Annotated in this window: 19 protein-coding genes and 1 riboswitch; of the genes, 9 read left to right on the top strand and 10 right to left on the bottom strand. The window is 64.4% G+C overall.

Features of this window, described 5'->3' with window-relative positions:
• Positions 1-5 precede the first annotated feature (5 nt).
• Both DFR67_RS19485 and DFR67_RS19480 read right to left on the bottom strand, forming a co-directional pair.
• Positions 6-1,073 carry a 2Fe-2S iron-sulfur cluster-binding protein gene (locus DFR67_RS19485; protein ID WP_110471143.1) on the bottom strand — a complete coding sequence of 356 codons (1,068 nt, stop codon included), beginning with the start codon at positions 1,071-1,073 and terminating at the stop codon, positions 6-8.
• A gap of 141 nt (positions 1,074-1,214) precedes the next feature.
• Positions 1,215-2,876 carry a ferritin family protein gene (locus tag DFR67_RS19480; RefSeq protein WP_110471142.1) on the bottom strand — a complete coding sequence of 554 codons (1,662 nt, stop codon included), beginning with the start codon at positions 2,874-2,876 and terminating at the stop codon, positions 1,215-1,217.
• A 196-nt stretch (positions 2,877-3,072) separates the two neighbouring features.
• Between DFR67_RS19480 and DFR67_RS19475 the strand changes: the two genes are divergently transcribed.
• Positions 3,073-4,830, top strand: coding sequence for a sigma-54-dependent Fis family transcriptional regulator (locus tag DFR67_RS19475; RefSeq protein ID WP_110471197.1), 1,758 nt, complete (start codon positions 3,073-3,075; stop codon positions 4,828-4,830).
• A 260-nt stretch (positions 4,831-5,090) separates the two neighbouring features.
• On the opposite strand, the gene DFR67_RS19470 is transcribed toward DFR67_RS19475, so the two are convergent.
• Together DFR67_RS19470 and DFR67_RS19465 are read right to left on the bottom strand one after the other, a co-directional pair.
• Positions 5,091-6,263: an LLM class flavin-dependent oxidoreductase gene (locus tag DFR67_RS19470; protein WP_110471141.1), complete on the bottom strand. Its 1,173-nt coding sequence runs from the start codon at positions 6,261-6,263 to the stop codon at positions 5,091-5,093.
• 10 nt (positions 6,264-6,273) lie between these two features.
• Positions 6,274-7,164: a glutathione S-transferase C-terminal domain-containing protein gene (locus DFR67_RS19465; RefSeq protein ID WP_110471140.1), complete on the bottom strand. Its 891-nt coding sequence runs from the start codon at positions 7,162-7,164 to the stop codon at positions 6,274-6,276.
• Positions 7,165-7,319: 155 nt separating this feature from the next.
• Positions 7,320-7,432: riboswitch (SAM riboswitch) on the top strand.
• A gap of 56 nt (positions 7,433-7,488) precedes the next feature.
• Here DFR67_RS19465 and DFR67_RS19460 point away from each other — a divergent pair.
• Positions 7,489-8,721, top strand: a complete 1,233-nt coding sequence (locus tag DFR67_RS19460) for an aminotransferase class V-fold PLP-dependent enzyme (RefSeq protein WP_110471139.1) — start codon at positions 7,489-7,491, stop codon at positions 8,719-8,721.
• A 54-nt stretch (positions 8,722-8,775) separates the two neighbouring features.
• Here DFR67_RS19460 and htpG read toward each other — a convergent pair whose 3' ends face one another.
• Positions 8,776-10,779 carry a molecular chaperone HtpG gene (gene htpG / locus DFR67_RS19455; protein ID WP_110471138.1) on the bottom strand — a complete coding sequence of 668 codons (2,004 nt, stop codon included), beginning with the start codon at positions 10,777-10,779 and terminating at the stop codon, positions 8,776-8,778.
• Between the two features lie 131 nt (positions 10,780-10,910).
• On the opposite strand from htpG, the gene DFR67_RS19450 reads away from it, so the two are divergent.
• Positions 10,911-11,582, top strand: a complete 672-nt coding sequence (locus DFR67_RS19450; RefSeq protein ID WP_110471137.1) for a DUF4166 domain-containing protein — start codon at positions 10,911-10,913, stop codon at positions 11,580-11,582.
• 36 nt (positions 11,583-11,618) lie between these two features.
• On the opposite strand, the gene DFR67_RS19445 is transcribed toward DFR67_RS19450, so the two are convergent.
• Positions 11,619-12,968 carry an NtaA/DmoA family FMN-dependent monooxygenase gene (locus DFR67_RS19445; protein ID WP_110471136.1) on the bottom strand — a complete coding sequence of 450 codons (1,350 nt, stop codon included), beginning with the start codon at positions 12,966-12,968 and terminating at the stop codon, positions 11,619-11,621.
• A complete protein-coding gene (locus tag DFR67_RS19440) occupies positions 12,965-14,185 on the bottom strand; it encodes an LLM class flavin-dependent oxidoreductase (protein WP_110471196.1) in 1,221 nt (406 codons plus the stop codon). Before DFR67_RS19440 ends, DFR67_RS19445 begins: the two co-directional genes overlap by 4 nt.
• Positions 14,186-14,366: 181 nt before the next feature.
• Between DFR67_RS19440 and DFR67_RS30580 the strand changes: the two genes are divergently transcribed.
• From DFR67_RS30580 to DFR67_RS19425, 4 genes are all read left to right on the top strand, one after another.
• Positions 14,367-14,525 carry a hypothetical protein gene (locus DFR67_RS30580; RefSeq protein ID WP_158539992.1) on the top strand — a complete coding sequence of 53 codons (159 nt, stop codon included), beginning with the start codon at positions 14,367-14,369 and terminating at the stop codon, positions 14,523-14,525.
• On the top strand, positions 14,522-15,022 hold the full coding sequence (locus tag DFR67_RS19435; RefSeq protein ID WP_110471135.1) for a GNAT family N-acetyltransferase: 501 nt from the start codon (positions 14,522-14,524) through the stop codon (positions 15,020-15,022). Before DFR67_RS30580 ends, DFR67_RS19435 begins: the two co-directional genes overlap by 4 nt.
• Before the next feature lie 191 nt (positions 15,023-15,213).
• Positions 15,214-15,501: a WhiB family transcriptional regulator gene (locus DFR67_RS19430; RefSeq protein ID WP_110471134.1), complete on the top strand. Its 288-nt coding sequence runs from the start codon at positions 15,214-15,216 to the stop codon at positions 15,499-15,501.
• A 52-nt stretch (positions 15,502-15,553) separates the two neighbouring features.
• The gene (locus DFR67_RS19425; RefSeq protein WP_110471133.1) at positions 15,554-16,435 is read left to right on the top strand and encodes an aldo/keto reductase; all 882 of its coding nucleotides are present in this window, start codon (positions 15,554-15,556) and stop codon (positions 16,433-16,435) included.
• Positions 16,436-16,448: 13 nt separating this feature from the next.
• Here the strand turns inward: DFR67_RS19425 and DFR67_RS19420 are convergent, their stop codons facing one another.
• Both DFR67_RS19420 and DFR67_RS19415 read right to left on the bottom strand, forming a co-directional pair.
• Positions 16,449-16,790 (bottom strand): 4Fe-4S dicluster domain-containing protein, encoded by a 342-nt coding sequence (locus DFR67_RS19420; RefSeq protein WP_110471132.1) that lies wholly within the window; start codon positions 16,788-16,790, stop codon positions 16,449-16,451.
• The gene (locus tag DFR67_RS19415) at positions 16,787-18,403 is read right to left on the bottom strand and encodes an FAD-dependent oxidoreductase (protein WP_110471131.1); all 1,617 of its coding nucleotides are present in this window, start codon (positions 18,401-18,403) and stop codon (positions 16,787-16,789) included. Before DFR67_RS19415 ends, DFR67_RS19420 begins: the two co-directional genes overlap by 4 nt.
• A 218-nt stretch (positions 18,404-18,621) precedes the next feature.
• On the opposite strand from DFR67_RS19415, the gene DFR67_RS19410 reads away from it, so the two are divergent.
• A complete protein-coding gene (locus DFR67_RS19410; protein ID WP_110471130.1) occupies positions 18,622-19,062 on the top strand; it encodes a PPOX class F420-dependent oxidoreductase in 441 nt (146 codons plus the stop codon).
• A gap of 245 nt (positions 19,063-19,307) precedes the next feature.
• Positions 19,308-19,529, top strand: coding sequence for a DUF3263 domain-containing protein (locus tag DFR67_RS19405; RefSeq protein WP_110471129.1), 222 nt, complete (start codon positions 19,308-19,310; stop codon positions 19,527-19,529).
• Positions 19,530-19,547: 18 nt separating this feature from the next.
• Here DFR67_RS19405 and DFR67_RS19400 read toward each other — a convergent pair whose 3' ends face one another.
• Positions 19,548-19,985: an SRPBCC family protein gene (locus DFR67_RS19400; RefSeq protein ID WP_110471195.1), complete on the bottom strand. Its 438-nt coding sequence runs from the start codon at positions 19,983-19,985 to the stop codon at positions 19,548-19,550.
• Positions 19,986-20,118: the final 133 nt, after the last annotated feature.

The raw sequence follows: 20,118 nt of genomic DNA, 5'->3' as shown, positions 1-20,118 counted from the left end.
CAGATTCAGCTGTCTTGCGGGACTGTGGTGGTGAACTTGTCGAAGTGGACCTGATCGATCGGCACGCCGGCACCGTCGAGCAGCGCCATCGCCGCATCGACCATGGGCGGCGGACCGCACAGGTAGAACTCGGCCGCATCCAGCCCGGCCTCACGCCGCTCGACCACCTCGGTGACGAAACCGAAATCGCCTGCCACGCCCATGCTTTCCCAATCAGCCGTCGTCTCTTCCGAGAGGCACGGCACAAAACCGAAGTCCGGCAGCTGGTTGCCGATCTCCTTGATCTCGTGCAGGTAGAACAGATCCTTGGCGGTGCGGGCACCGTAGTAGAAGTGCACCGGCCGCACCTTGGCGTTGCCTGTCGCCTCGAGCTCGGACAGATGCCGCAGCAGCGACAGGATGGGGGACATCCCGGCACCACCACCGATACAGATGATGGGTCGCTCGGACGACTCCTTGATGGTGAACGACCCATACGGACCATTGAGGTCGAGTTCGTGTCCGACCTCGAAGGTTGTCTCCAGCAGTCCCGAGAAGTGCCCGCCCGGGTACTTCTTGATGATGAACTCGAGTCGCCCCGCCATGGTCGGCGTGGTCGCCATCGAGAACGAGCGGTGGTCCTCGGTGCCCGGGATCATCAGGTCGGCGTACTGCCCGGGTTTGAAATCGAAGGTCGCCGGTTCGAGCAGTTCCAGCTTCACGGAGACGATGTCGTGGGTGAGCTCGTCGATGCCCGTGATCTTGGTCCGGAGGTGCTGCAGGGGAACAGCATTGCGGAGTTCGTCCTCGTCGAAGTTGATGAGTTCGATCTCGCAGTCGGAGTAGGCGTGGGTCTTGCAGAGCAGGACGTAGCCTTCGTCGCTCTCATAGTCGGCCAAGGCGAAGGTGGAGTAGCGATCCATCTGCACGTCACCTTCGAGCAGGAACGATTTACACGCCGAGCACTGGCCCTCACGGCATCCGTGCATCAACGAAACACCCTGGCGGAATGCGGCATCGAGAATCGTTTCGTCCTCGTCCACCTCGATCTCGAGGTCGACGGGTTCAAAGCGGACGTTGTGGGTTTCACCCATGGGCCTGTGTTCCTTGCACTGTGCGAATTCGGGGGAATGTGACGGGGTGGAACCCGGGGGCAGCATGGCGCGTGCGACCACACTGCCCCCGAGCCTTGGGGTAGGCGCCCGGACCGGAGGGGCAGACCCTCCGGTGAGGGGTCAGACGCCTACGGTCTGTTTCGCCGGCCGGCCACCGGGGCCGCCCGCCTTGTACTCGGCGATGTGAGCTTCGCGTTCGGCGTCGGACATCTCGTTCAGCGTCACGTTGGGGCTGCCGAACTGGATGCCACGGACGTCGTCGAGCGTCCACAACTTCTTGGGGTCGTCGAGATGCAGATGCGGTTGCGGGATGAGGGTCTTCCCGTCGTCGCGGACATAGCCGAGGTCCCTGATGATGTCGGCGAGGTCGCGACCGTGATGGAGCGTTTCCCACTCGCGGTCACCGGTGAGCCGGCCCATGTTCGGGGTCGGACGGCCCTCGTACTCGGGACGGAACGCCTTGATGTCGGTCCAGGCGCAGGTTTCCGAGCAGTAGGTCCGCCACTGTCCGTCGACCTTCTCGGTGACCATGTCCTCACGGATGAGGGCGGGAACCATGCAGGTCCAGCAGCGATGCGGGTACTGGTAGTTGGCCTCGTCCTCGAAGGCGATGGGCTTGTTCTTGCCCGGGTACGCCATCCGGTTGTAGTTCTCCCACCACTTGCCGTACTTGCTGTACCAGCCCGGGTACTTGTACTCGAACCACTCGAAGTCCTCGTCGGTCATGGCGTCGATGCGCCAGTAGTTGACCGGCCAACCGGTCGCGAAGAACTGGGCGACCTCGTGCACATAGCCCTTGTTGACGATGCGGTTCCAGGACTCCTCGACCAGGTCGTGCGGGATCTTCAGACCGTACTTCTCCAACGGGATGAGGTAGGAGCGGTAGTAGTCGTCGTAGATCCACCGACGCCACATCTCGGCATAAGAATCGCGGTCCTTGCGGCGATCCTTGGTGCCGTACTCGATGAAGGTGCCGATCGCGGCGTCGACCACGCAGTGGTTGTTCCACCATGCGTACCGCAGATCGCGCTCGAGCAGCACGCGGTTGTCCTCGTCGGCCAGGGCCATCAGCAGGATGGAGTAGCCGTTCGAGATGTGCCGCGACTCATCGGACTGGACCGAGTGGAACACCGTCGGCAGCAGGTAGTCGCCGTTGGCGGCTGCTTCTGAAGGCATCGCGACGAACAGGGTGTTGGTGAACGCGGTCTCGGCCACCACCGTGAGGTAGATGTTGGCGGCGGTGATCGCGTCACCGGTGATGAAGCCTTCGCCGAACTGACGGCCGATGGTGCCGGCGTAGTTGTTGGCGAACGCCTTCTCGCTCATGTCGAACCCGGCGGGATCGATGTAGTGGTTCATGTACAGACGCTTGAGGTTCATCTGGATCGTCGAGTGCCTGACCTCGTCGATCATCTGAACGGCAAGCCCGTTGTGGATCTCGGGGTTGGGAACCGCGTCGATGGCCATGGGCATAGCCCGGGCCGCGGAGATCTCGGGGAACGGAATGATCGAGAGGAACAGCTTTTGCCATTCCATCCATCGCTGCTCGACCTGACGGAACATGTTGCCGCGGATGGCGCCGTCCATGGCGCCGAAGACACGGTTGTCCTTCTCCTCCTCCATCGGGAAGTAAGACCGCAGGATCTGCTTCAGCGGATCCTTCTTCGGGGCTTTGTCGAAGGTGTAGTCGGTGCCGAATCTGGTCGCCGGCGTCGCAAAGGTCGGTTCCCAGGACAGTTCAGTGATCTTCTTGTGTGCCTTGCTCAGACTTTGTCTGCTCAACGCAATCCTCCTCGTTCGAGCACGCGGGCTGTCGGTGACGAGAGCTGCAAAGCTCTCTGTGACCGATGACACACTGGTTAAGATGGCAAGGCCGTCTCATTGTGAGACTCGTCTCATTTAGAGACGCTCGTACGATGGGCGGAGAGCCGAACGGTGTCCTTCGGCCATGGAGGCGAGCGTCGGAAACATGACTGACATGTCGAGAAGGAAGCAGGCGCGTGAGGAGTTCCTGACCGCGCCGGGGTCCGGTGGGCTTCCGGTGCGGGCCGCTGTTCTCGACTCCTGGCGGCGTTCCGAGGCGCTTCACATCCACGTCGACCGCGTTGAACTGCCGTTTGTCCGCGAGCCGGACCTCGACACCCCGCTGATGAATGCCGCGCAGCCCGTCCTGCGCTCCATTGCCGAGGACATGTCCACCCAGCCGGTCAGCGTCATCCTGACCTCCGCCGAGGGCCTCATTCTCGAGCGCTTCTCCTCCGATGCGGGGATCAACCGGACACTCGACGACGTCAAACTCGCCCGCGGTTACAGCTACGCGGAGCAGTTCGTCGGGACGAACGGCATCGGAACTGCCATCGAGACGCGGCAACCGACGTACATACTCGGCAGTGAGCACTACGTCGGTGAGTTGGGGACGCTGGCGTGCGCGGGTGTACCGATCCGCCACCCCGGGTCGGGAACGCTTCTCGGCGTCCTGGACATGACCTGCCGGGCCGAACACGCCAATCCGCTGCTGCTGTCGCTGGCGAAGTCGGCGAGCAGGCAGATCGAAAGTCAACTCCTCAGCCAGGCCAACGAGCGTGAGACCGCGCTCTTGACGACCTACCTCGCCACGGCCCGTCGCTACAGCCGCGGGGTGCTCGCGGTCGCCGGCGAGATGGTGTTGATGAACGCGCACCTGCGCCGTAACCTCGACGCGCGCGACCAGACGGCACTACTCGAGCACGCTCTCGACATGCAGTCGGTGTCGCACGCGCGGACCATCGTCGTGCAGCTTCCGAGCGGCCGTAGCGCCCGGGTGAGTGTCGCCGATCGAAACGAAATACGTTCGGGCGCAGTGAATATCGTTTTCCATGTCACTGTGGAGGACTTCCCCGATGCCGTCTCGGTGCCGTCGCCGGCCCGGGTCGAGAGCGAGCCGCTCCCGGCGGGGCTGGCGGGCAACAGTGCGTCATTGCGTCGCAGTTACAGTCAGGTTCGACGCTGCTACGCCGACCGGCACTGGGTGCTGGTGGAAGGCGAGCCCGGTACCGGGCGTGGGGCTCTCGTGACCGCCGCAGCCCGCAAGGCTGCTCCGGCAACGCATCTGGTGAAACTCGGTCTCCGTGACTTCGCCGACCATGAACGGTTTCTCGACCTGCTCTCGCAGGAGCTGGAGTCGAGCGCCGCCTTCAACGTCCTGCTCACCGACATAGACCGACTGCCCAATCAGTTGGTGGATCCGGTGGCGCTCCTGTTGCAATCGGTGGAAGGTACCGGCTGGGTGGCGGCCACCATGAACGGCAACACCGAGCGGCCCGAGATCGACGCGACCCTGCTGCCGTTCTTCTCACACACGGTGACATTGCAGGCGCTGCGACATCGCAGTGAGGACATCGCCGAGTTGATCCCGTACCTCATCGAGCAGATCAATCCGGGTTCGACGGCGCGATTGACCCCGGCCGCCGTCCGCGCTCTGAGCAAACACCCGTGGCCCGGGAACGTGACTCAGTTGCGCCGGATCCTCACCGAGACCCTTACTGTTCGGCGCGGCGGCACCATCGACGTCGACCACCTCCCGGCGGAATGCCGCACGACGATTCGTCGCACCCTGTCGCAGATCGAATCGCTCGAACGTGACGCGATTGTACGAAGCCTGATCGACAACAACGGGAACAAAGCCGATGCTGCTGCTGCGCTGGGACTCTCCCGCGCCACGATCTACCGGAAGATCAAGGAATTCGGCATCCACTAACGCTGTCGACCGTGCCGACAACATCGCCGACCGTGCCCTTGTTGCCATCGAATGGGCCGAAAAGCCTACGCCAAAGGTGATTTCGGCACGGTCGACGACGACAAAGGCACGGTCGGCGTCTGGAAGGGCACGGTCGACGGGGTCCGGACGACGGTGAGGGCGTGCGCGGTCGGTACCTTCGGTCAGGTGGGCGTGCGCCCCGGTCATGCTCGCCCAGATGGCATTCTCCAGTACTGCGTTGTCAGGCAGTGCTTGTGCGGTCATCGGTCGGCCCATTCCTTGGCGATCAGTTCGTAGGAACGCACGCGCGCGTCGTGGTCGTGGGTGATGGACGTGATGGAGATCTCGGAAGCGCCGGTCGCATCGCGGAGCTGCTCGAGCTTGTCAGCGACAGTCTTAGGCGAACCGGCGAACTGGGTCAGGACACGGTCGCGGACCAGATCGCGATCCTCGTCGGTCCAGCTCAGCGCGGCGGCTTCGGCCGGCGTGGGGAACGGGATGGCGCCGTCGCCCCGGCGGATGCTACGCACCCAGGGAGCGTATCCGGATGCCAGTTCCGTTGCCTCCTCATCTGTTTCGGCAACAACAGCGTCCACCGACACCGCGACGTAGGGTTCCGGGACGTCGTCGGACGGCTGGAAAGCCGCCCGGTAGGCCTCGACGGCGTCGATGACGGTGCTCGGGCTGTGGTGGTAGCCGGCGACGAACCGCAGGCCTTTCGACCCTGCGACCGCTGCACTCGATCCACCTGACGCGCCCAGGATCCACACCTGAACGTCCGCGCCTTCGCCGGGTGCAGCGTGGGCAGGGAGCCCTTGGGGGCTCACATAGGTTCCATCCAGCAGGGCCAGGACCGTCGAGATCTGATCGTCGTAGCTCGGCGCATAGGCGCCGGGCTGCTGCAGGAGATTGAGCAGATGTGCGACGGCGTTACTCGAGAACGCCGACGAGATGTCGAACTGTTTGGGAAGTAACAATCCGTTCGGGGTGTAGGCGTCCTCGTCATGTGCCGTGCCGCCGCGGGCAGCGAGATAACCTTTCCTGGCGCCCTCGGTGTCGGTCTCCCTTCCGGAATCGACCTTCGGCTCCGGCCGCGAGATCGACCGCCCGATCCCGAGGTCGAGCCGCCCGGGATGCAGGGCGTTGATGAGACCAAATTCCTCGACCGCCGCAAGGGGTGTCCGATGACCGAATTGCACTCCGGCCGAACCCAACCGGATGGTGGATGTGGAGCCGGCGACCAGCGCGATCTCGACAGTGGGTGAGGAGCCGAGGACACCCGGGTTCAGGTGATGCTCGGCGAACCAATATCGCGCATAACCGAACTGCTCGGCCCGCTGCGCGAGATCGACGGTGTTGCGTAAGGCGGTGCCGTTGTCGACGCCGCTCGATCGTGGTAGTAGATCGAGGACGGACAGGGGGATGGGTCCCACGGGCTGTCTCCTAAGAATGGTCGACGGATAGTTGCCAGTCGGCCACCACCGATCCGTCACCGCCGAACGAATCGAAATCGGTGGTCTTGGTGAACGCGTCGATGGCGTAGAGATCGCGGGCGTAGTGCCACAATTCAGCGAACTCGGACAATCGCGGCGCCCCGGTCTTCGCGGCTGCCGCGTCATAGCGCACCAACGTCACGAACAGCCGGACATCGGCCAGGGTCACGTCATCACCGAGGAGGAACCGGCTGCCCTGCAGGCGATTTTCGAGCTGGGTGAAGGCCTTCTGAAGGGTCTCGGCCGCTTCGGCCGCGGCCGGGCCATCACCCGTCGCCACGTGTGCGGTGCTGTTGACGTCGGCGCGCAGCCAGGTCTCCAGCTCGTCGATTTTCGAACGCAGAGCGGCCGGATACAGCTCGACCCCACCGTTCGCGGCGACGTCGTATTGCGACGAGAGGTCGGCGTCGAGGGTGGCGAAGTCGTTGCTGACGACTTTCCCGGTCTCCCGATCCCACAGCGTGGGGACCGAGACGTGGCCGTCGAAGTCAGGCTCGGTGAGGTTGTAGGCCTCGCGGAGCAACGTGAAACCGTTGACCGGATCGGGCCCGTAGGTCTCCCGGAATGCCCAGCCTCGGGCATCACGCTTGCCGTCGACGTAGCTGACGCTGACGGTATCGGACAGCCCGGCCAACTCGATGACCAGCGTGACGCGCTGCGCCCACGGGCAGAACCAGCCCGAGTAGACGTGGTACCGATCAGCGACCGCCGGGTACGGCGTGGAACCGTCGCCGCTGATCCGGCCGGTGAATCGGTAGATCGGTCGGGTGTCTCCGGGAGCTTGGTTGATCGTGTACTCGCCGTGGGTCGCGGTATCGGCGGGGCTGGCGTAGTTCGGCATTGTTGATCGAGCCCTTCCTCAAGGCCTGGCGACACGGCCGGATTTGCAAATCACTGTCGCCGCAATACAACGCGGGTTCGGCGAGCCGGATTCCTGTTTGAATCACGCGGCGCAAAACTTCCCCGGCAGGTACTCGGTTTGCTAGCATTCGTCTCGGTCACGAGTATCAGCGCACAGCCCCGGCTTGCTGGTCGGCAACCCTCCACCGCGGCGGGGTGCTCCGGGTGATGACCTGGCCGGCTCGAACCTGAGTCGGCAAGCGCGGACCCCCCACGTCCGGCAGTCGCAGTTCCGTTCTGCGACCCCTGTGCGTGGTGGTGTCCGATGAGACACCGGAGGAAGACATTGAGTATCACGACAGAATTCGCTTGTTCGACGAAAGCCGTTGCAGAGGTTGAGGGTTCGGATCTGCAAGCGCCATTGGCCGACGGTTCGACCACTCGCTACGTGAACTTCGACTACGCAGCCAGCGCGCCGGCTCTCCGAAGCGCCGTCACGCGGATCCAGGAGCTGTTGCCGACGTATTCGAGCGTCCATCGGGGTGCCGGGTACGCCTCGCAGGTCACCACACAGGCGTATGAGGACGCTCGGGCGGTCGTGACGGAGTTCGTCGGAGCCGCCGACGACCAATGCCTGGTTTTCACCCGCAACACCACCGACTCCCTGAATCTGCTGGCCGGCTGCGTGCCTGGTCCGGTGGTGGTCCTGGACATCGAACATCATTCCAACCTGTTGCCGTGGAAGCGGTCCCACGTTGTCCAGGCCGCCGACAGCATCGGCGAGACTATCGCGCGGGTGGACATCGAGCTACAGCGCACGGGCGCAGCACTGTTGGCGGTAACCGGTGCATCCAACGTCACCGGGGAGATCCTGCCGATCCGCCGCCTTTCTGATCTGGCACATTCGCGGGGCGCGCGCATCGTCGTCGACGGTGCTCAGCTCGTTCCCCATCGGCGGGTGTCCCTGGCCGCCGACGGGATCGACTACCTGGCCTTCTCCGGCCACAAGGTGTACGCGCCCTTCGGCGCGGGCGTGCTGATCGGCCGCCGGGATTGGCTCGATGCCGCGCCGGCGTACTTGGCCGGAGGGGGTGCGGTCCGCAACGTCGCGGTCGATCGAACGGAGTGGGCTCCCGCGCCCGCCCGCCACGAAGGTGGATCGCCCAACGTCCTCGGTGCAGCCGCATTGGCGGCGGCCTGCCAAGAGATCGAATCTCTCGGAGATGCTGCCGCGCAGCATGAAGCCGTCCTGACCGAGCAACTGCGCTGGGGTCTAACCGATATCGATGGAGTGGAGGTGCTGAAGATCTTCCACGACATCTCCGATGCCGTCGGTGTGGTGAGTTTCGTCGTAGAAGGTCACCGCGCGGCCGATGTGGCACGGTATCTGTCCACCGAACACGGTATCGGCGTACGGGATGGCCGGTTCTGCGCTCATCCGCTGCTCGACCGACTCGGCCACGGCGACGGAGCGGTGCGGGCCAGCCTCGGTCTGGGGTCGAGTTCGGCCGATGTGGAGGCGCTGCTGTCGGCAGTGGCGCAGTACCTCACCCGCTGACCAACCGTCGACCGTGCGGACACCGAAGTGTCGGCACGGTCGACGGCGCTCGGGTCAGGCGCTCGGCTCGGGCGCAGTCACCGTGCGGGTCAACAGATCTGCCAGAGTCTTGCTGAACGCAGCAGGCTGTTTCGGGCTGCCGCCCTCGGCCAGCAGCGCAGCCCCGTAGAGCAACTCCGCCGTCTCCCGCAGCGCGGCATCATCACCGCGGTCGGCGAATGCTTGCCGCAGCCCCGACGTCAATGCGTGGTCGGGATTGAGCTCGAGGATGCGCTTGCTCTCCGGCATCGGGATCCCGGAATCGCGGTACATCTTCTCGAGTGCCGGTGAAAGGCTCTGAGCCTCACCGACGATGCAGGCCGCAGAGTCGGTCAGCCGCGACGACAGACGCACCTGGCTGACGTCGTCGACGAGCACGCCGGTCAGCCATGTCAGGAGCTCGGCGAACTGCTCGTTGTCTTTCTTCTCGTCGTCTTCCTTGTCGGCCTCGTCGCTGAGGTCGACTTCGCCCTTGGCGACCGACTGCAACGGCTTGCCCTCGAAGTCGGGGATCGACTGGATCCACATCTCATCGATGGGGTCGGTGAGCAGCAGCACCTCGAGGCCCTTGGCCTTGAACGCCTCGAGATGCGGGGAACGCTCGATCTGCTCCCGCGACTCGCCGGTGGCGTAAAAGATCTGGCTCTGGGTGTCCTTCATCCGCTCGACGTACTCGGCCAGCGACGTCGCCGTGTCCACCGAGTGGGTGGAGCTGAGCGAGGTGATGGCCAGGAGGGCATCGCGGTTGTCGACGTCCTGCAGCAGACCTTCCTTGAGGACCCGGCCGTACTGCGACCACAGGGTGTCGTATTTCTCGCGGTCGTTGGCTCGGAGATCCTTGATGACCGACAGCACCTTCTTGGTGAGCCGACGCCGGATCGCCTTGATCTGGCGGTCCTGCTGCAGGATCTCGCGGGAGACGTTGAGCGACAGGTCCTGTGCATCGACCAAACCCTTGACGAACCGCAGGTACTCGGGCATGAGCTCTTCGCAGTCGTCCATGATGAACACCCGCTTGACGTACAACTGCACGCCCGCCTTGTGCTCGCGCATGAACAGGTCGAACGGCGCTGTCGACGGGATGAACAGCAGTGCCTGGTACTCGAAGGTGCCCTCGGCCTTCATCGGGATGATCTCGAGCGGGTCATCCCACGCATGGCTGACGTGGCGGTAGAACTCGGCGTACTCCTCGTCGGTCACCTCAGACCGCGGCCGCGTCCACAAAGCCTTCTGCGAGTTGAGGGTCTCGGTGGTGTGCGTGGGAGCCGATTCTGCGACCTTCTCCGATTCTGCGTCGGACTCGGAGTCCCCGTCCGTCTCGGAGTCCCCGTCCTTCTCGGGCGCCGGGGGAGCGGGCGGTACCGGCACGTCCATGCGGATCGGCCACGAGATGAAGTCGGAGTACTTCTTCACCAGTTGCCGGATCTGCGACACCGACGCGTAGTCGTGCAGATCGTCTTCGGCGTCCGCCGGCTTGAGGTGCAGCGTGACCGTGGTGCCCTGCGGGGCGTCGGCGACATCTTCGATCGTGTACGTGCCCTCGCCCGCGGACTCCCAGCGGGTGGCCTGCTCCTCGCCGGCCTTGCGGGTCAGCAGGGTGACCTTGTCGGCGACCATGAACGTCGAATAGAAGCCGATGCCGAACTGGCCGATCAGCTCCTCCGACGCCGCGGAGTCCTTAGCCTCCTTCAGCTTCTTACGGACCTCCGCGGTACCCGACTTCGCGAGGGTGCCGATGAGATCGACGACCTCGGCGCGGGACATGCCGATGCCGTTGTCCGAGAGGGTGAAGGTCCGTGCCTCGGGATCGAGGGTGATCTGGATGTGCAGATCAGACGTATCCGCCGCGAGGTCCTTGTTGCGGTAGGTCTCCATGCGCAGCTTGTCGAGGGCGTCCGACGAGTTGGACACCAGCTCACGCAGAAAGGAATCCTTGTTCGAGTAAACCGAATGGATCATGAGGTCGAGCAATTGCCGCGTCTCCGCGGCAAACTCCATCTCTTCGACCTGAGCGCTCACGTTGATGCTCCTTGGGGTGTTGTGCTTGTAGGTGGTGCGTGGAGTCGATGCGTGCTCCGACCGATCATTTTATGCAGGCGTCTCGTAGTACATTCAGACCTCATGTCTGGTACCCCCATCCGGCGGCAGCCGTGAGCCCGGTCATCCAGAACGTGCTCGGTCGGGAATTCGAGAACCTGCATCCCAACTTGCAATGGCGTTATGGGATCGACTCCACCTCGCAACTCTCGCAGGCCTCGCACGGGATCATGGAATCGGTATACAGCTCGCCCGTCGTCGCCACCGGTCTGCGTCACTTCGGAAAGCGCAATGCGATGCCGATCAGGACGAGTCGCCTGGTCCCCTTCACGATGCACAACTACTGCTACCGGGACGAGCTCGGGCGTGAATCGCTGGCGGTGATGCGGTCGCTGAACTACACCAGCGGCGCGCATGGGCTCAATTCGTTGCTGGTGGACGGGAAAGAAGGCCTGGTCGATTACTTCGGTGACGGTCCCGAACTGCTGTGGCCCATCGAGGCGTCGGTCGACCGGCACGGCTCGCTGGTCTTCGAGAGTGGCCCGATGCGACTGCTCGCGGGCCCCAAGATCGGGATGCGGGGCTTCATGGCCGCCCGTATGCAGTACATCGAAGGCTGGGACGAGAACCAGAACCGCTTCCGGGTGGACGCGACCGTTCGCAATCCGGTGCTCGGCGAGCTCATCCACTATCGGGGATGGTTCACCACCCGTGATGAACCGTGCACGCTGCGCGAGATCCCCGACGAGGCCTGGCCGGTCCGCCTCGAGAGCCGCGAACACTGACCTCGCGCACCGCGGCGGTGCGCGAGGTCAACCGGGTCAGACCTTCGCGGCCGCCGGCCGGGTGAGTCCGAGGTGATCGCGTAGCGTCTCGCCCTCGTAGTCGGTGCGATAGACGCCCTTGTCCTGCAGGAGTGGGACTACAGTGTCCGCGAACTGGTCGAGCCCGCCCGGGGTGATGTGCGGGACGAGGATGAATCCGTCGCTTGCGTCGGTCTGGACGAAGTCGTTGATCGTGTCGGCGACGGTCTGGGGCGAACCGATGAACGCCTGCCGGCCCGTGACCTCGATGATCAATTCTCTGGTCGTCAGGTTCTCGGCTTCGGCTTTGGCCCGCCACTCGGCCGCGACGTCGCGTGGATCCCGGTGGATCCGCACACTGGCCCGGCCCTTCGCGACGGTGTTCTCACCGGGCAGCGGGTCGATGGCAGGCAGCGGGCCGTCGGGGTCGTGGTCGGACAGATCGCGGTTCCACAACTGCTCGAGGAATTTGATGGCCGTCTGTCCACTGACCTGTTGGAGCCGGATCTCGTGCGCACGGTCGGCCGCTTCGGCGTCGGTGTCGCCGAGGACAAAGGTGGCGGCCGGCAAGATCAGCAGGTCGTCGTGCCTGCGGCCGTACGTCGCGAGCCTGCCCTTGACGTCCTTGTAGAACGCCTGACCGTCGTCGAGGGTGGAGTGCCGGGAGAAGATGGCGTCGGCGCGCGCCGCTGCGAACTCCCGGCCGTCCTCGGAATCGCCTGCCTGGAAGATGACCGGCCTGCCCTGGGGACTGCGCGGCACATTGAATTGTCCTGAGATGTCGAACTGGTCGTCGGTGTGGCGGAACGATCCGACGTCGGGTCGGCGCAGGAAGGTTCCGGTTTCTTTGTCGGCGATGATGTCGTCGGTCTGCCAGGAATCCCAGAGTTCGGTGGCGACCTCCAGGAATTCTCTGGCCCGGCCGTAACGCTCGTCCTTTGGCAGGTAGCCGCCCCGACGGAAGTTCTCGCCGGTGAACTCATCCCACGAGGTGACGACGTTCCAGGCGGCGCGGCCGTCGGTGAGGTGGTCGAGGGCGGCGAACTGACGGGCGACCTCGTACGGCTCGTTGAACGTGGAGTTGATGGTTCCGGTCAGCCCCAACTTGTCGGTGACAGCCGCAAGCGCAGCAAGGATGGTGAAGGTGTCCGGGCGCCCGACCACATCGAGGTCGTAGATCACTCCGTTCTGCTCCCGCAGGCGCAGTCCCTCCGCAAGGAACATGAAGTCGAACTTGGCGCGTTCGGCGGTCTTGGCGAAGTGGGTGAACGAGTCGAACTCGACATGGCTGCCCGCGTCGGGGTCGCTCCAGACCGTGGTGTTGTTGACTCCGGGGAAATGCGCCGCCAGGTGGACTTGTTTGGTCATCGGTTGATCAGCTCCTGAGTTGCTGCGTAGCGGTTGGCGGGTCGGGTGAGGCCGAGGTGTCCACGGAGCGTCGTACTCGTGTATTCGGTGCGGAAAATGCCGCGCCGCTGCAGTTCTGGTACCAGCGCGGCTGTGATGGCCCGCAGGTCATCGGGAATGGTGCCGGGCCGCAACCGGACACCGGTGACGCCGGCGGCCTTCAGTTCTTCGATCCGGTCGGCGAGACCGGCCGCGGTGCCCACGAAGATCTGGGCATCACTGCTGTACTCGGCACCCGCGCGGTCGTCGAGTCGCGACGTGCGACGTGCTGCTTCGGAGTCGGTGTCCGCGAGGAAGACGACGAGGTCGGCGAAGACGTGGACCTTCTCGTCTTCTCGGCCTGCGCGTTGTTGCGCCGCACGGATCGTGCCGATGATGGACCTCGCATCATCCGGATCGGTGGGAGTGATGAACCCGACGTCGGTGGACGCGCCGATCAATTCGAAGGGGATCTGCTGGTGGCCGAGCGCCGCGATGATGGGCTGGCCCTGGGGTGGCCGGGGAGTGATGGACGGTCCGCGCACGCTGAAGAAGCGGCCCTCGAAACCGATGTAGTGCAGTTTGTCGCGGTCGACGAATCGTCCCGTGGCCTTGTCGCGGATCTCGGCGTCGTCTTCCCAACTGTCCCAGAGCCGGCGCAGCACTTCGGCGTAGTCGCCGGCCTCCTCGAAGAGGTCGGCGATGACGGCTTGTGCTGCGGGACTCGACAGGTCGGCTCTGTCGAGCTGTGGAAACTCACGTCGCCCGAGTAGTGCCGCCTCGTGCGGCTGCGCCGAGACCTGGAGCCTGACCCCGCCCCGGCCTTTGCTGACGTAATCGAGCGTCGCGATTGCTTTCGACAGATGGAACGGTTCGGTGTGCGTCACCACGGCTGTCGGGATGATCCCGATGTGTGTGCTCGCCGGCGCGACCCGGGCTGCGATGAGAACGGAATCGAGACGCCCACTGACGAGGTCGGTGCGCGGTTGCAGACCCTCGAGCGTGGCAGACCGTAGCCCGAAGGAATCCTCGATTGTCACGAAGTCGGCGAGACCACGTTCGGCCTCTGCGACGAGTTCGCCCCAGTAGCGCGGTGAGAGCAAGCGGTCCGGTTCGGCGTTCTGCTCGCGCCACGCGGCGGGATGCCACCCCGCGCCGTCCAGCGCGATCGCCAGATGGATCTGGTCAGATGTCGGCATCATTGTCTCCTGTGCTGTCGTTCCCGGCCGGTGGGATGTCGAACTCCCATCTGCGGCTCACAACGCACGGGGCGAGGATGAAGATTCCCCGAACGCGGTGCTCGGATCAGCGTGAATCTAACCCTCGCCCGGATCCGGCTGTGGGTGCTCAATGGTAGGAACCTCAACCGGGAGCCGCCGCATGTCACTGTTGACCAAACTGATGTCGGTCGATCATCTGATGATGGCCGCCGCCGCTGCACATCCCGAGGCGCCGCCCGCGCTACCGATGCTCGAGCGTTGCGGGTATTCCATCGGCCCTGCTGCGGGCAGGACCCAGGACGGCGTAGGCGTGCGATGACAGTTGCCGATTCTCTTCAGTTGATCCGGGTGCGTCGGCGTGACCCCTTGGCCAGGACCGTGTTGTCCGGCCTCGCCATCGAATACAGCCACCGCTACGGCGGCACCTCGTGCCATTGGTTTTCTACGTTGACCACACAGGCGGTTGATGCCGGCGGGGCGTTTCTGGTTGCTGTCGCGGACGGTGTCGCGGTCGCGGGAGGAGCCTACCGCCGGATCGATGAGCAGACCGCCGAGCTGACGTGCATCTGGACCTCGTCGACGTCCCGCAGGCGGGGACTCGCGCGACGGATGCTCGTCGACCTGGAAGCCGACATCGCCGAGCAGGGGCATCGGCGGGCCGTGGTGACCACAGGACCTCGCGAGCCCGAAGCGCACGGTCTGTATCTCGACGCCGGATACCGGCCGCTCGCAGCGGGCTCCGATGCCGACCGGACCGGTCTCCACGGTTTCGACAAGGACATTCCGGCCGGCGCGTCGCTGGCCGTCTCTGCCTGATGCGCCTGCTGTAGGACGTTGAATCGCTCTGCAGCGCTGGGTTATTGAGATTCTACTGGAGCAGTTGTCTGCAGGGAATCCTGGGATTTGTCAAGCATTCGGTTCTGCTCGACAGCAATGCTACGGCCGGGCGCTGCGATGAGAGATGCTCGAGTCGCACAGATGGCTGATACACGGAGTGGGTGATTGCGATGGCGGCGTTTGGTCCGGAAACCGGTGCGGTGGGGTGGGATTGGCGAGTGAACGGTGCCTGCCGAGAAGACGGCATCGACTGGGATGTGTTCTTCACCCCGTCCGGGCGTGAGTCCGCGACCGCGTGTCGTCGCCGTGAAGCGGACGCCAAATCGTTGTGCGCCACGTGCCCGGTCATTCGGCAGTGCCGGGAACACGCGGAGACCTTCGGCGAGAAGCATGGGATCTGGGGTGGTCTGACGGTTGACGAACTCGCCGCGCTGAGCTCGCGGATCCGGTCGGCCTGAGCCGTTCGCGCATGTCGCCGACGCCCCGCGCGCCGGCCCGTACGCTGGAGTCATGACCACAGACGTACCAGCAGTCGAACTGAACTCCGGCACTTCCATACCCCAACTGGGGCTGGGGGTTTGGCAGGCCACCAACGACGAGACCGAGCGTGCGGTGCTCTCGGCGATCGACGACGCGGGCTACCGGCACATCGATACCGCGGCAGCGTACGGCAACGAGGAGGGTGTCGGCCGAGCTCTGGCTGCCACCTCGGTCGCCAGGGAAGACCTCTACGTCACCACCAAGCTCTGGAACGCCGACCAGGGCTTCGAGCCCGCGCAGGCGGCGTTCAACAAGAGCCTGTCGCTCCTCGGCCTCGACTATGTCGACCTGTACCTGATCCATTGGCCGCTGCAGAACGACGACCGGCTGCTCCGCACGTGGGATGCGTTGGAGAAGATCGCCGAGTCGGGCCGCGCGAAGGCCATCGGGGTCTGCAATTTCGAGCCTCACCATTTGCAGCTACTGGTCGACAAGGGTGGCACGTTGCCCGCAGTAGACCAGGTCGAACTCCATCCGCACCTGCCGCAGCACGCGATCCGGGAGGTCGCCGGCCGGCACGGTATCGCAGTGGAATCGTGGAGTCCACTGGGCGGAACCAGCAACTCGGGATGGGGCAAGGCGTCCAAACCGAACACGTTGCTGTCCGACCCCGTGATCGCCGGCATCGGTGAGCGGCACGGTAAGTCCCCCGCTCAGGTGCTCATCCGCTGGCACCTGCAGAGCGGCTTGATCGTCATCCCGAAATCGGTGAACCCGGATCGGATCGCTCAGAACATCGACGTCTTCGATTTCACACTGAGTGATGCTGACCTGCAGGAGATCGCCACACTCGACGACGGGGTCCGGGTGGGTATCCATCCGGACGAGATGAACATGGGTGCTCCGGAGTAGACCCCCGGCACATTCAGCCGGCGGGGAGTCGAGGCGGTTGACCGTCGTGCGGGATGGCGGGCCCGACCGCGAGGAGACTGCCCACGGTGCGGCCCTTGCCCCAGCCGAGCTTTTCTCGGTAGGAGCCCACGGCGGCGTCGTCGAGGACGGAGCGATCACTCAGCGGTGTCGATTCCGGAGATACGTACAGCGCATCGGCAGGGCAGTAGGCCTCGCACATGAAACAGGTCTGGCAGTCACTCTGCCGGGCGATCTCGGGGATGCCGTCCGTTCCCCGTTCGAACACGTCGGTCGGGCAGGCCTCGATGCACTTGTCGCATCCGATGCAGGCCTGGCCCAGTACCAGTTCGATCATGATGCGCGCGCCGACAGGGCTATTTCAGCGGAGGTGGATCCGAGCGACGTTCGAGTGGTGTCCGTCCACACCCTGTCGAGTCCGCCGGTGAGGATGTGGTGGTGCTGTCCCGGATCCAGTTCGGGATGATCATCGCGTTTACTCATGCCGCGGGATTCTGTGCGGAACAACGCCGATCGATACATCCAGCGACCGACTGCGGTCATGGCGGCAGCCTGACGAGAACGGATCCGTTCGATACCTCCGACGGGTGCCAATCCGGCGGAGAGCTCGAGCCAGAGGTGGTCGAGTTCGTCGGCCGCCGCGACCAACCGGTCCCCGCTGCGCAGATAATTCTTGTCGAAGGGCAGAAGCTGGGCCTGGGCAGCTGCGACCACGTCCTCTGCGCCCAGTACACGCCTGCCCTCTGGACGCAATCCGGCTCGGCCGGCCCCGATGACATCGACCGACGCCACTCGTCCTGCCTGCAGGGCATGACGTGCCGCGCCGGCGCCGGCCCAGGTGCCCGATGACATCGCCCATGCCGAATTGTGGCTGCCCCCACCGGTGAAACCTCCGCAGATACGCTCACGGGTGGCGGCGTCGCCGGCTGCGTACAGTCCGGGCACAGTCGTCGCGCAGCTGTCGTCGACGACGTTGATACCGCCGGTTCCCCGGACCGTGCCCTCGGCCAAGAGGTTTACCTCGAACCTGTCGGTGAACGGGTTGATACCGCGACGGTCGAATTGCAAGAAAAAGTTGGGTTGCCCCATCCGCATCTGCTGTTGCACTTCCGGAGTCGCCCGGTCCAGTTGCGCAAAGACCTTTTCCTGCAACAGGGTCCGGGCGATCACCGAGCGGCCCTTGGTGGAACCGGCTCCTTCGACCACCCGGCCGTCACCGTGGAAGAACGTGGCATAGCCGTAGTAAGCCGTCTTGGTCACCGTCGATCCGGCCGGAACGATCCCGTAGGCGTTGGAGAACTCCATACCCGAGAACTCGGCCCCGACTTCCGCAGCCATGAGCGCGCCGTCGCCCGTGTTGACGTTGGTGCCGAGTGCTCTGGATAGGAAAGCGCACCCACCACTGGCGAGCACCACCGCGCCGGCGAGAATCGTGTAGTCGCGATTCTCGTGTCGCTGGTATCCGGCGGCGCCGCGGACGGAGCCATCGGTTTCGACGAGCAGTTCCAGGGCGGGCGAATGGTCGAGGACCCGCACCCCTGCCCGCTGAATCCAGGCCCGCATCCGGCGCATGTATTCGGGGCCCTGCACTCCGGTCCGGTTCTGGGCTCCGGTGGCCGGGTCGACCGGAAACGGGTAGCGACCCTCTGTGCCGAGTCGTTCCATGTTTGTGAACGTCTGCGCGAGAACCCGATCCATCCAGTGATGGTCGGCGAGATGGCCGCCGAGCGTCTCCCTGTTCGCCTTGGCGGCGGCGCGCTTGTCCGGGTCGGGCGCGACGTACCAGACCCCGGTACCCGACGGCGCCGTTGCGCCGCTGGTCCCGCAGTAGCCTTTGTCGACGAGGACCACGTCCGCACCATTCCCGCGGGCATGCAGGGCTGCCCAGGTGGCGGCGGGGCCGCCGCCGACCACGAGGACATCGGTGGACAGCTCCAGTGGTGCGGGCACGGGGTTCTCCTGACGAGGTGGGTGGCCCACCGACCCGGTAGGTGGAGACGGAGCTCGACCCGGTAGGTGGAGACGGAGCTCGACCCGGTGGTGAAGTGGACATCTGTCGGTCAGAGTAGGACGGGCGTACCGGGTTCGAGAATGGTTGCGGTCAAGTTGATTTTGGTCCGGGGTCGTCCGAGCTTGCCAAGCTGTGCCGGCACCGCGATAGTCGGATCATGTCCACCGAAGACGCTGCTCTCATCGAATTCGTCACCGAACACACTCGCGGCACCCTGGCCACCATCCGGCGCAGCGGCGTACCGCAGCTGTCGACGATCAGTTACTCGTTCGATCCACGCGAACGGCTGTTCCGTATTTCGGTGACGGCCAGTCGTGCGAAGGTGGCGAACCTTCGTCGTGACCCGCGGGCCAGCATTCACGTCAGTAGTGCCGACGGCTGGTCGTACGTGGTTGCCGAAGGCCGGGTGGAGCTCAGCCCGGTCGCAGCGCAGACGCAGGACGATGACACGGTCTCGGAGCTCATCGACGTCTATCGCGACATCCTCGGCGAACATCCCGATTGGGACGACTACGCTCGTGCGCTGGTCGCTGATCAACGACTCGTGATCCGGCTCCACGCCGACCACCTGTACGGGCAGGTGTCAGACCCGGTGTGATCGCTCCCGAAACCGGAGGATCTGCGACTTCCTCCGGTGAGGAACGGACGTGGGTGCGCCGCAGCAACGACGGTCTGAGCGTCGGACACCGAGCGGCCGGCCAACTGGCGCACCGGCACTCGTGACAATCGTCCAAATTCGGACGAAACGTCCGGCTCTGGGATTGCCTTGATTTCAATTGGCGGCAACGACGTTGCGGCGCGCTACTGTAGGTGGCGTCAGACACTTGCCCGAAGGGGGTTGCCATGTCACCGGAAGCACAGGAACTACTGGATTTCGAGGTCCGTTGGTACCCGCTGGGCGGTGGACCGTCGCAGCAGATTCACGAGCGGTTCGGTATGTCCGATCGCGACTACTTCATCAAGATCAACGATCTGCTCGAGACCGAACCGCCGGAGACCCTGTCACCTGTCGCGGTCGACAAGATGCGCAGCGTCGTCCGGCGGCGGCTCTGGATGGCGAAGTAGTCGCAGTCGTCGGCAGGCTTACGCGAGCCGGCGTTTGGCCTCTTCCTTCAGGCCCTTCTGTGCTGTGTTGAGCGCGGTCTTCTGAGCCTGTTTGACGATGAGCCCGGGGAGTTTGATCTTCAGGTCCACCTCCAGTTCGAAGGCGATGTGCGAGCCCTTGCCCTTGGCCGTCACGGTGTACTGGCCGTGCTGGTGTGAGAGTTGATCGGCCTCGATGAGGTCCCACGTGCAGGTGTTCTCGGTCCAGGTGTAATTGAGTAGCTGGTGGTCGGTCATGCCCACCGCCTGGAGTTCGAGTTTCACCGTCTTGGGTGAGCCATCTTCGTGTTCGTCGACGATCTCGGCCTTCTTGTGGGGGCCGGACCAGTCGGGGAGCGCCTCGACATCCATGAGGATTTCCATGATGACCGCAGGGGGTGCATCGATATCGAATTCGGTCTTTGCATTGACAGGCATGGAGAAAAAGTACACCGGACGGGCCTCATCCTGAGACGGGTTGGAAAGGTGTGGACACCGGTGTCGCAGATCGTCGACTGCCTGACGCTGTGACCGGTGTGAGTGGGCAACGCAATTGGGCTTTCCGGCAACA

Origin of the sequence: Williamsia limnetica, assembly GCF_003217475.1 — a bacterium.
Classification (GTDB): Bacteria; Actinomycetota; Actinomycetes; order Mycobacteriales; family Mycobacteriaceae; genus Williamsia; species Williamsia limnetica.
The sequence above is the reverse complement of the archived record's forward strand: the minus strand, read 5'-3'. Positions and strand labels throughout refer to the sequence as shown.

What these genes read in the sequence shown, in the direction of transcription:
- DFR67_RS19485 (WP_110471143.1), bottom strand. Translation starts at nt 1,073, where the DNA reads ATGGGTGAAACCCACAACGTCCGCTTTGAACCCGTCGACCTCGAGATC.
- DFR67_RS19475 (WP_110471197.1), top strand. Translation starts at nt 3,073, where the DNA reads ATGTCGAGAAGGAAGCAGGCGCGTGAGGAGTTCCTGACCGCGCCGGGG.
- DFR67_RS19465 (WP_110471140.1), bottom strand. Translation starts at nt 7,164, where the DNA reads ATGCCGAACTACGCCAGCCCCGCCGATACCGCGACCCACGGCGAGTAC.
- DFR67_RS19460 (WP_110471139.1), top strand. Translation starts at nt 7,489, where the DNA reads ATGAGACACCGGAGGAAGACATTGAGTATCACGACAGAATTCGCTTGT.
- DFR67_RS19445 (WP_110471136.1), bottom strand. Translation starts at nt 12,968, where the DNA reads ATGACCAAACAAGTCCACCTGGCGGCGCATTTCCCCGGAGTCAACAAC.
- DFR67_RS19440 (WP_110471196.1), bottom strand. Translation starts at nt 14,185, where the DNA reads ATGCCGACATCTGACCAGATCCATCTGGCGATCGCGCTGGACGGCGCG.
- DFR67_RS30580 (WP_158539992.1), top strand. Translation starts at nt 14,367, where the DNA reads ATGTCACTGTTGACCAAACTGATGTCGGTCGATCATCTGATGATGGCC.
- DFR67_RS19435 (WP_110471135.1), top strand. Translation starts at nt 14,522, where the DNA reads ATGACAGTTGCCGATTCTCTTCAGTTGATCCGGGTGCGTCGGCGTGAC.
- DFR67_RS19430 (WP_110471134.1), top strand. Translation starts at nt 15,214, where the DNA reads ATGGCGGCGTTTGGTCCGGAAACCGGTGCGGTGGGGTGGGATTGGCGA.
- DFR67_RS19425 (WP_110471133.1), top strand. Translation starts at nt 15,554, where the DNA reads ATGACCACAGACGTACCAGCAGTCGAACTGAACTCCGGCACTTCCATA.
- DFR67_RS19420 (WP_110471132.1), bottom strand. Translation starts at nt 16,790, where the DNA reads ATGATCGAACTGGTACTGGGCCAGGCCTGCATCGGATGCGACAAGTGC.
- DFR67_RS19410 (WP_110471130.1), top strand. Translation starts at nt 18,622, where the DNA reads ATGTCCACCGAAGACGCTGCTCTCATCGAATTCGTCACCGAACACACT.
- DFR67_RS19405 (WP_110471129.1), top strand. Translation starts at nt 19,308, where the DNA reads ATGTCACCGGAAGCACAGGAACTACTGGATTTCGAGGTCCGTTGGTAC.
- DFR67_RS19400 (WP_110471195.1), bottom strand. Translation starts at nt 19,985, where the DNA reads ATGCCTGTCAATGCAAAGACCGAATTCGATATCGATGCACCCCCTGCG.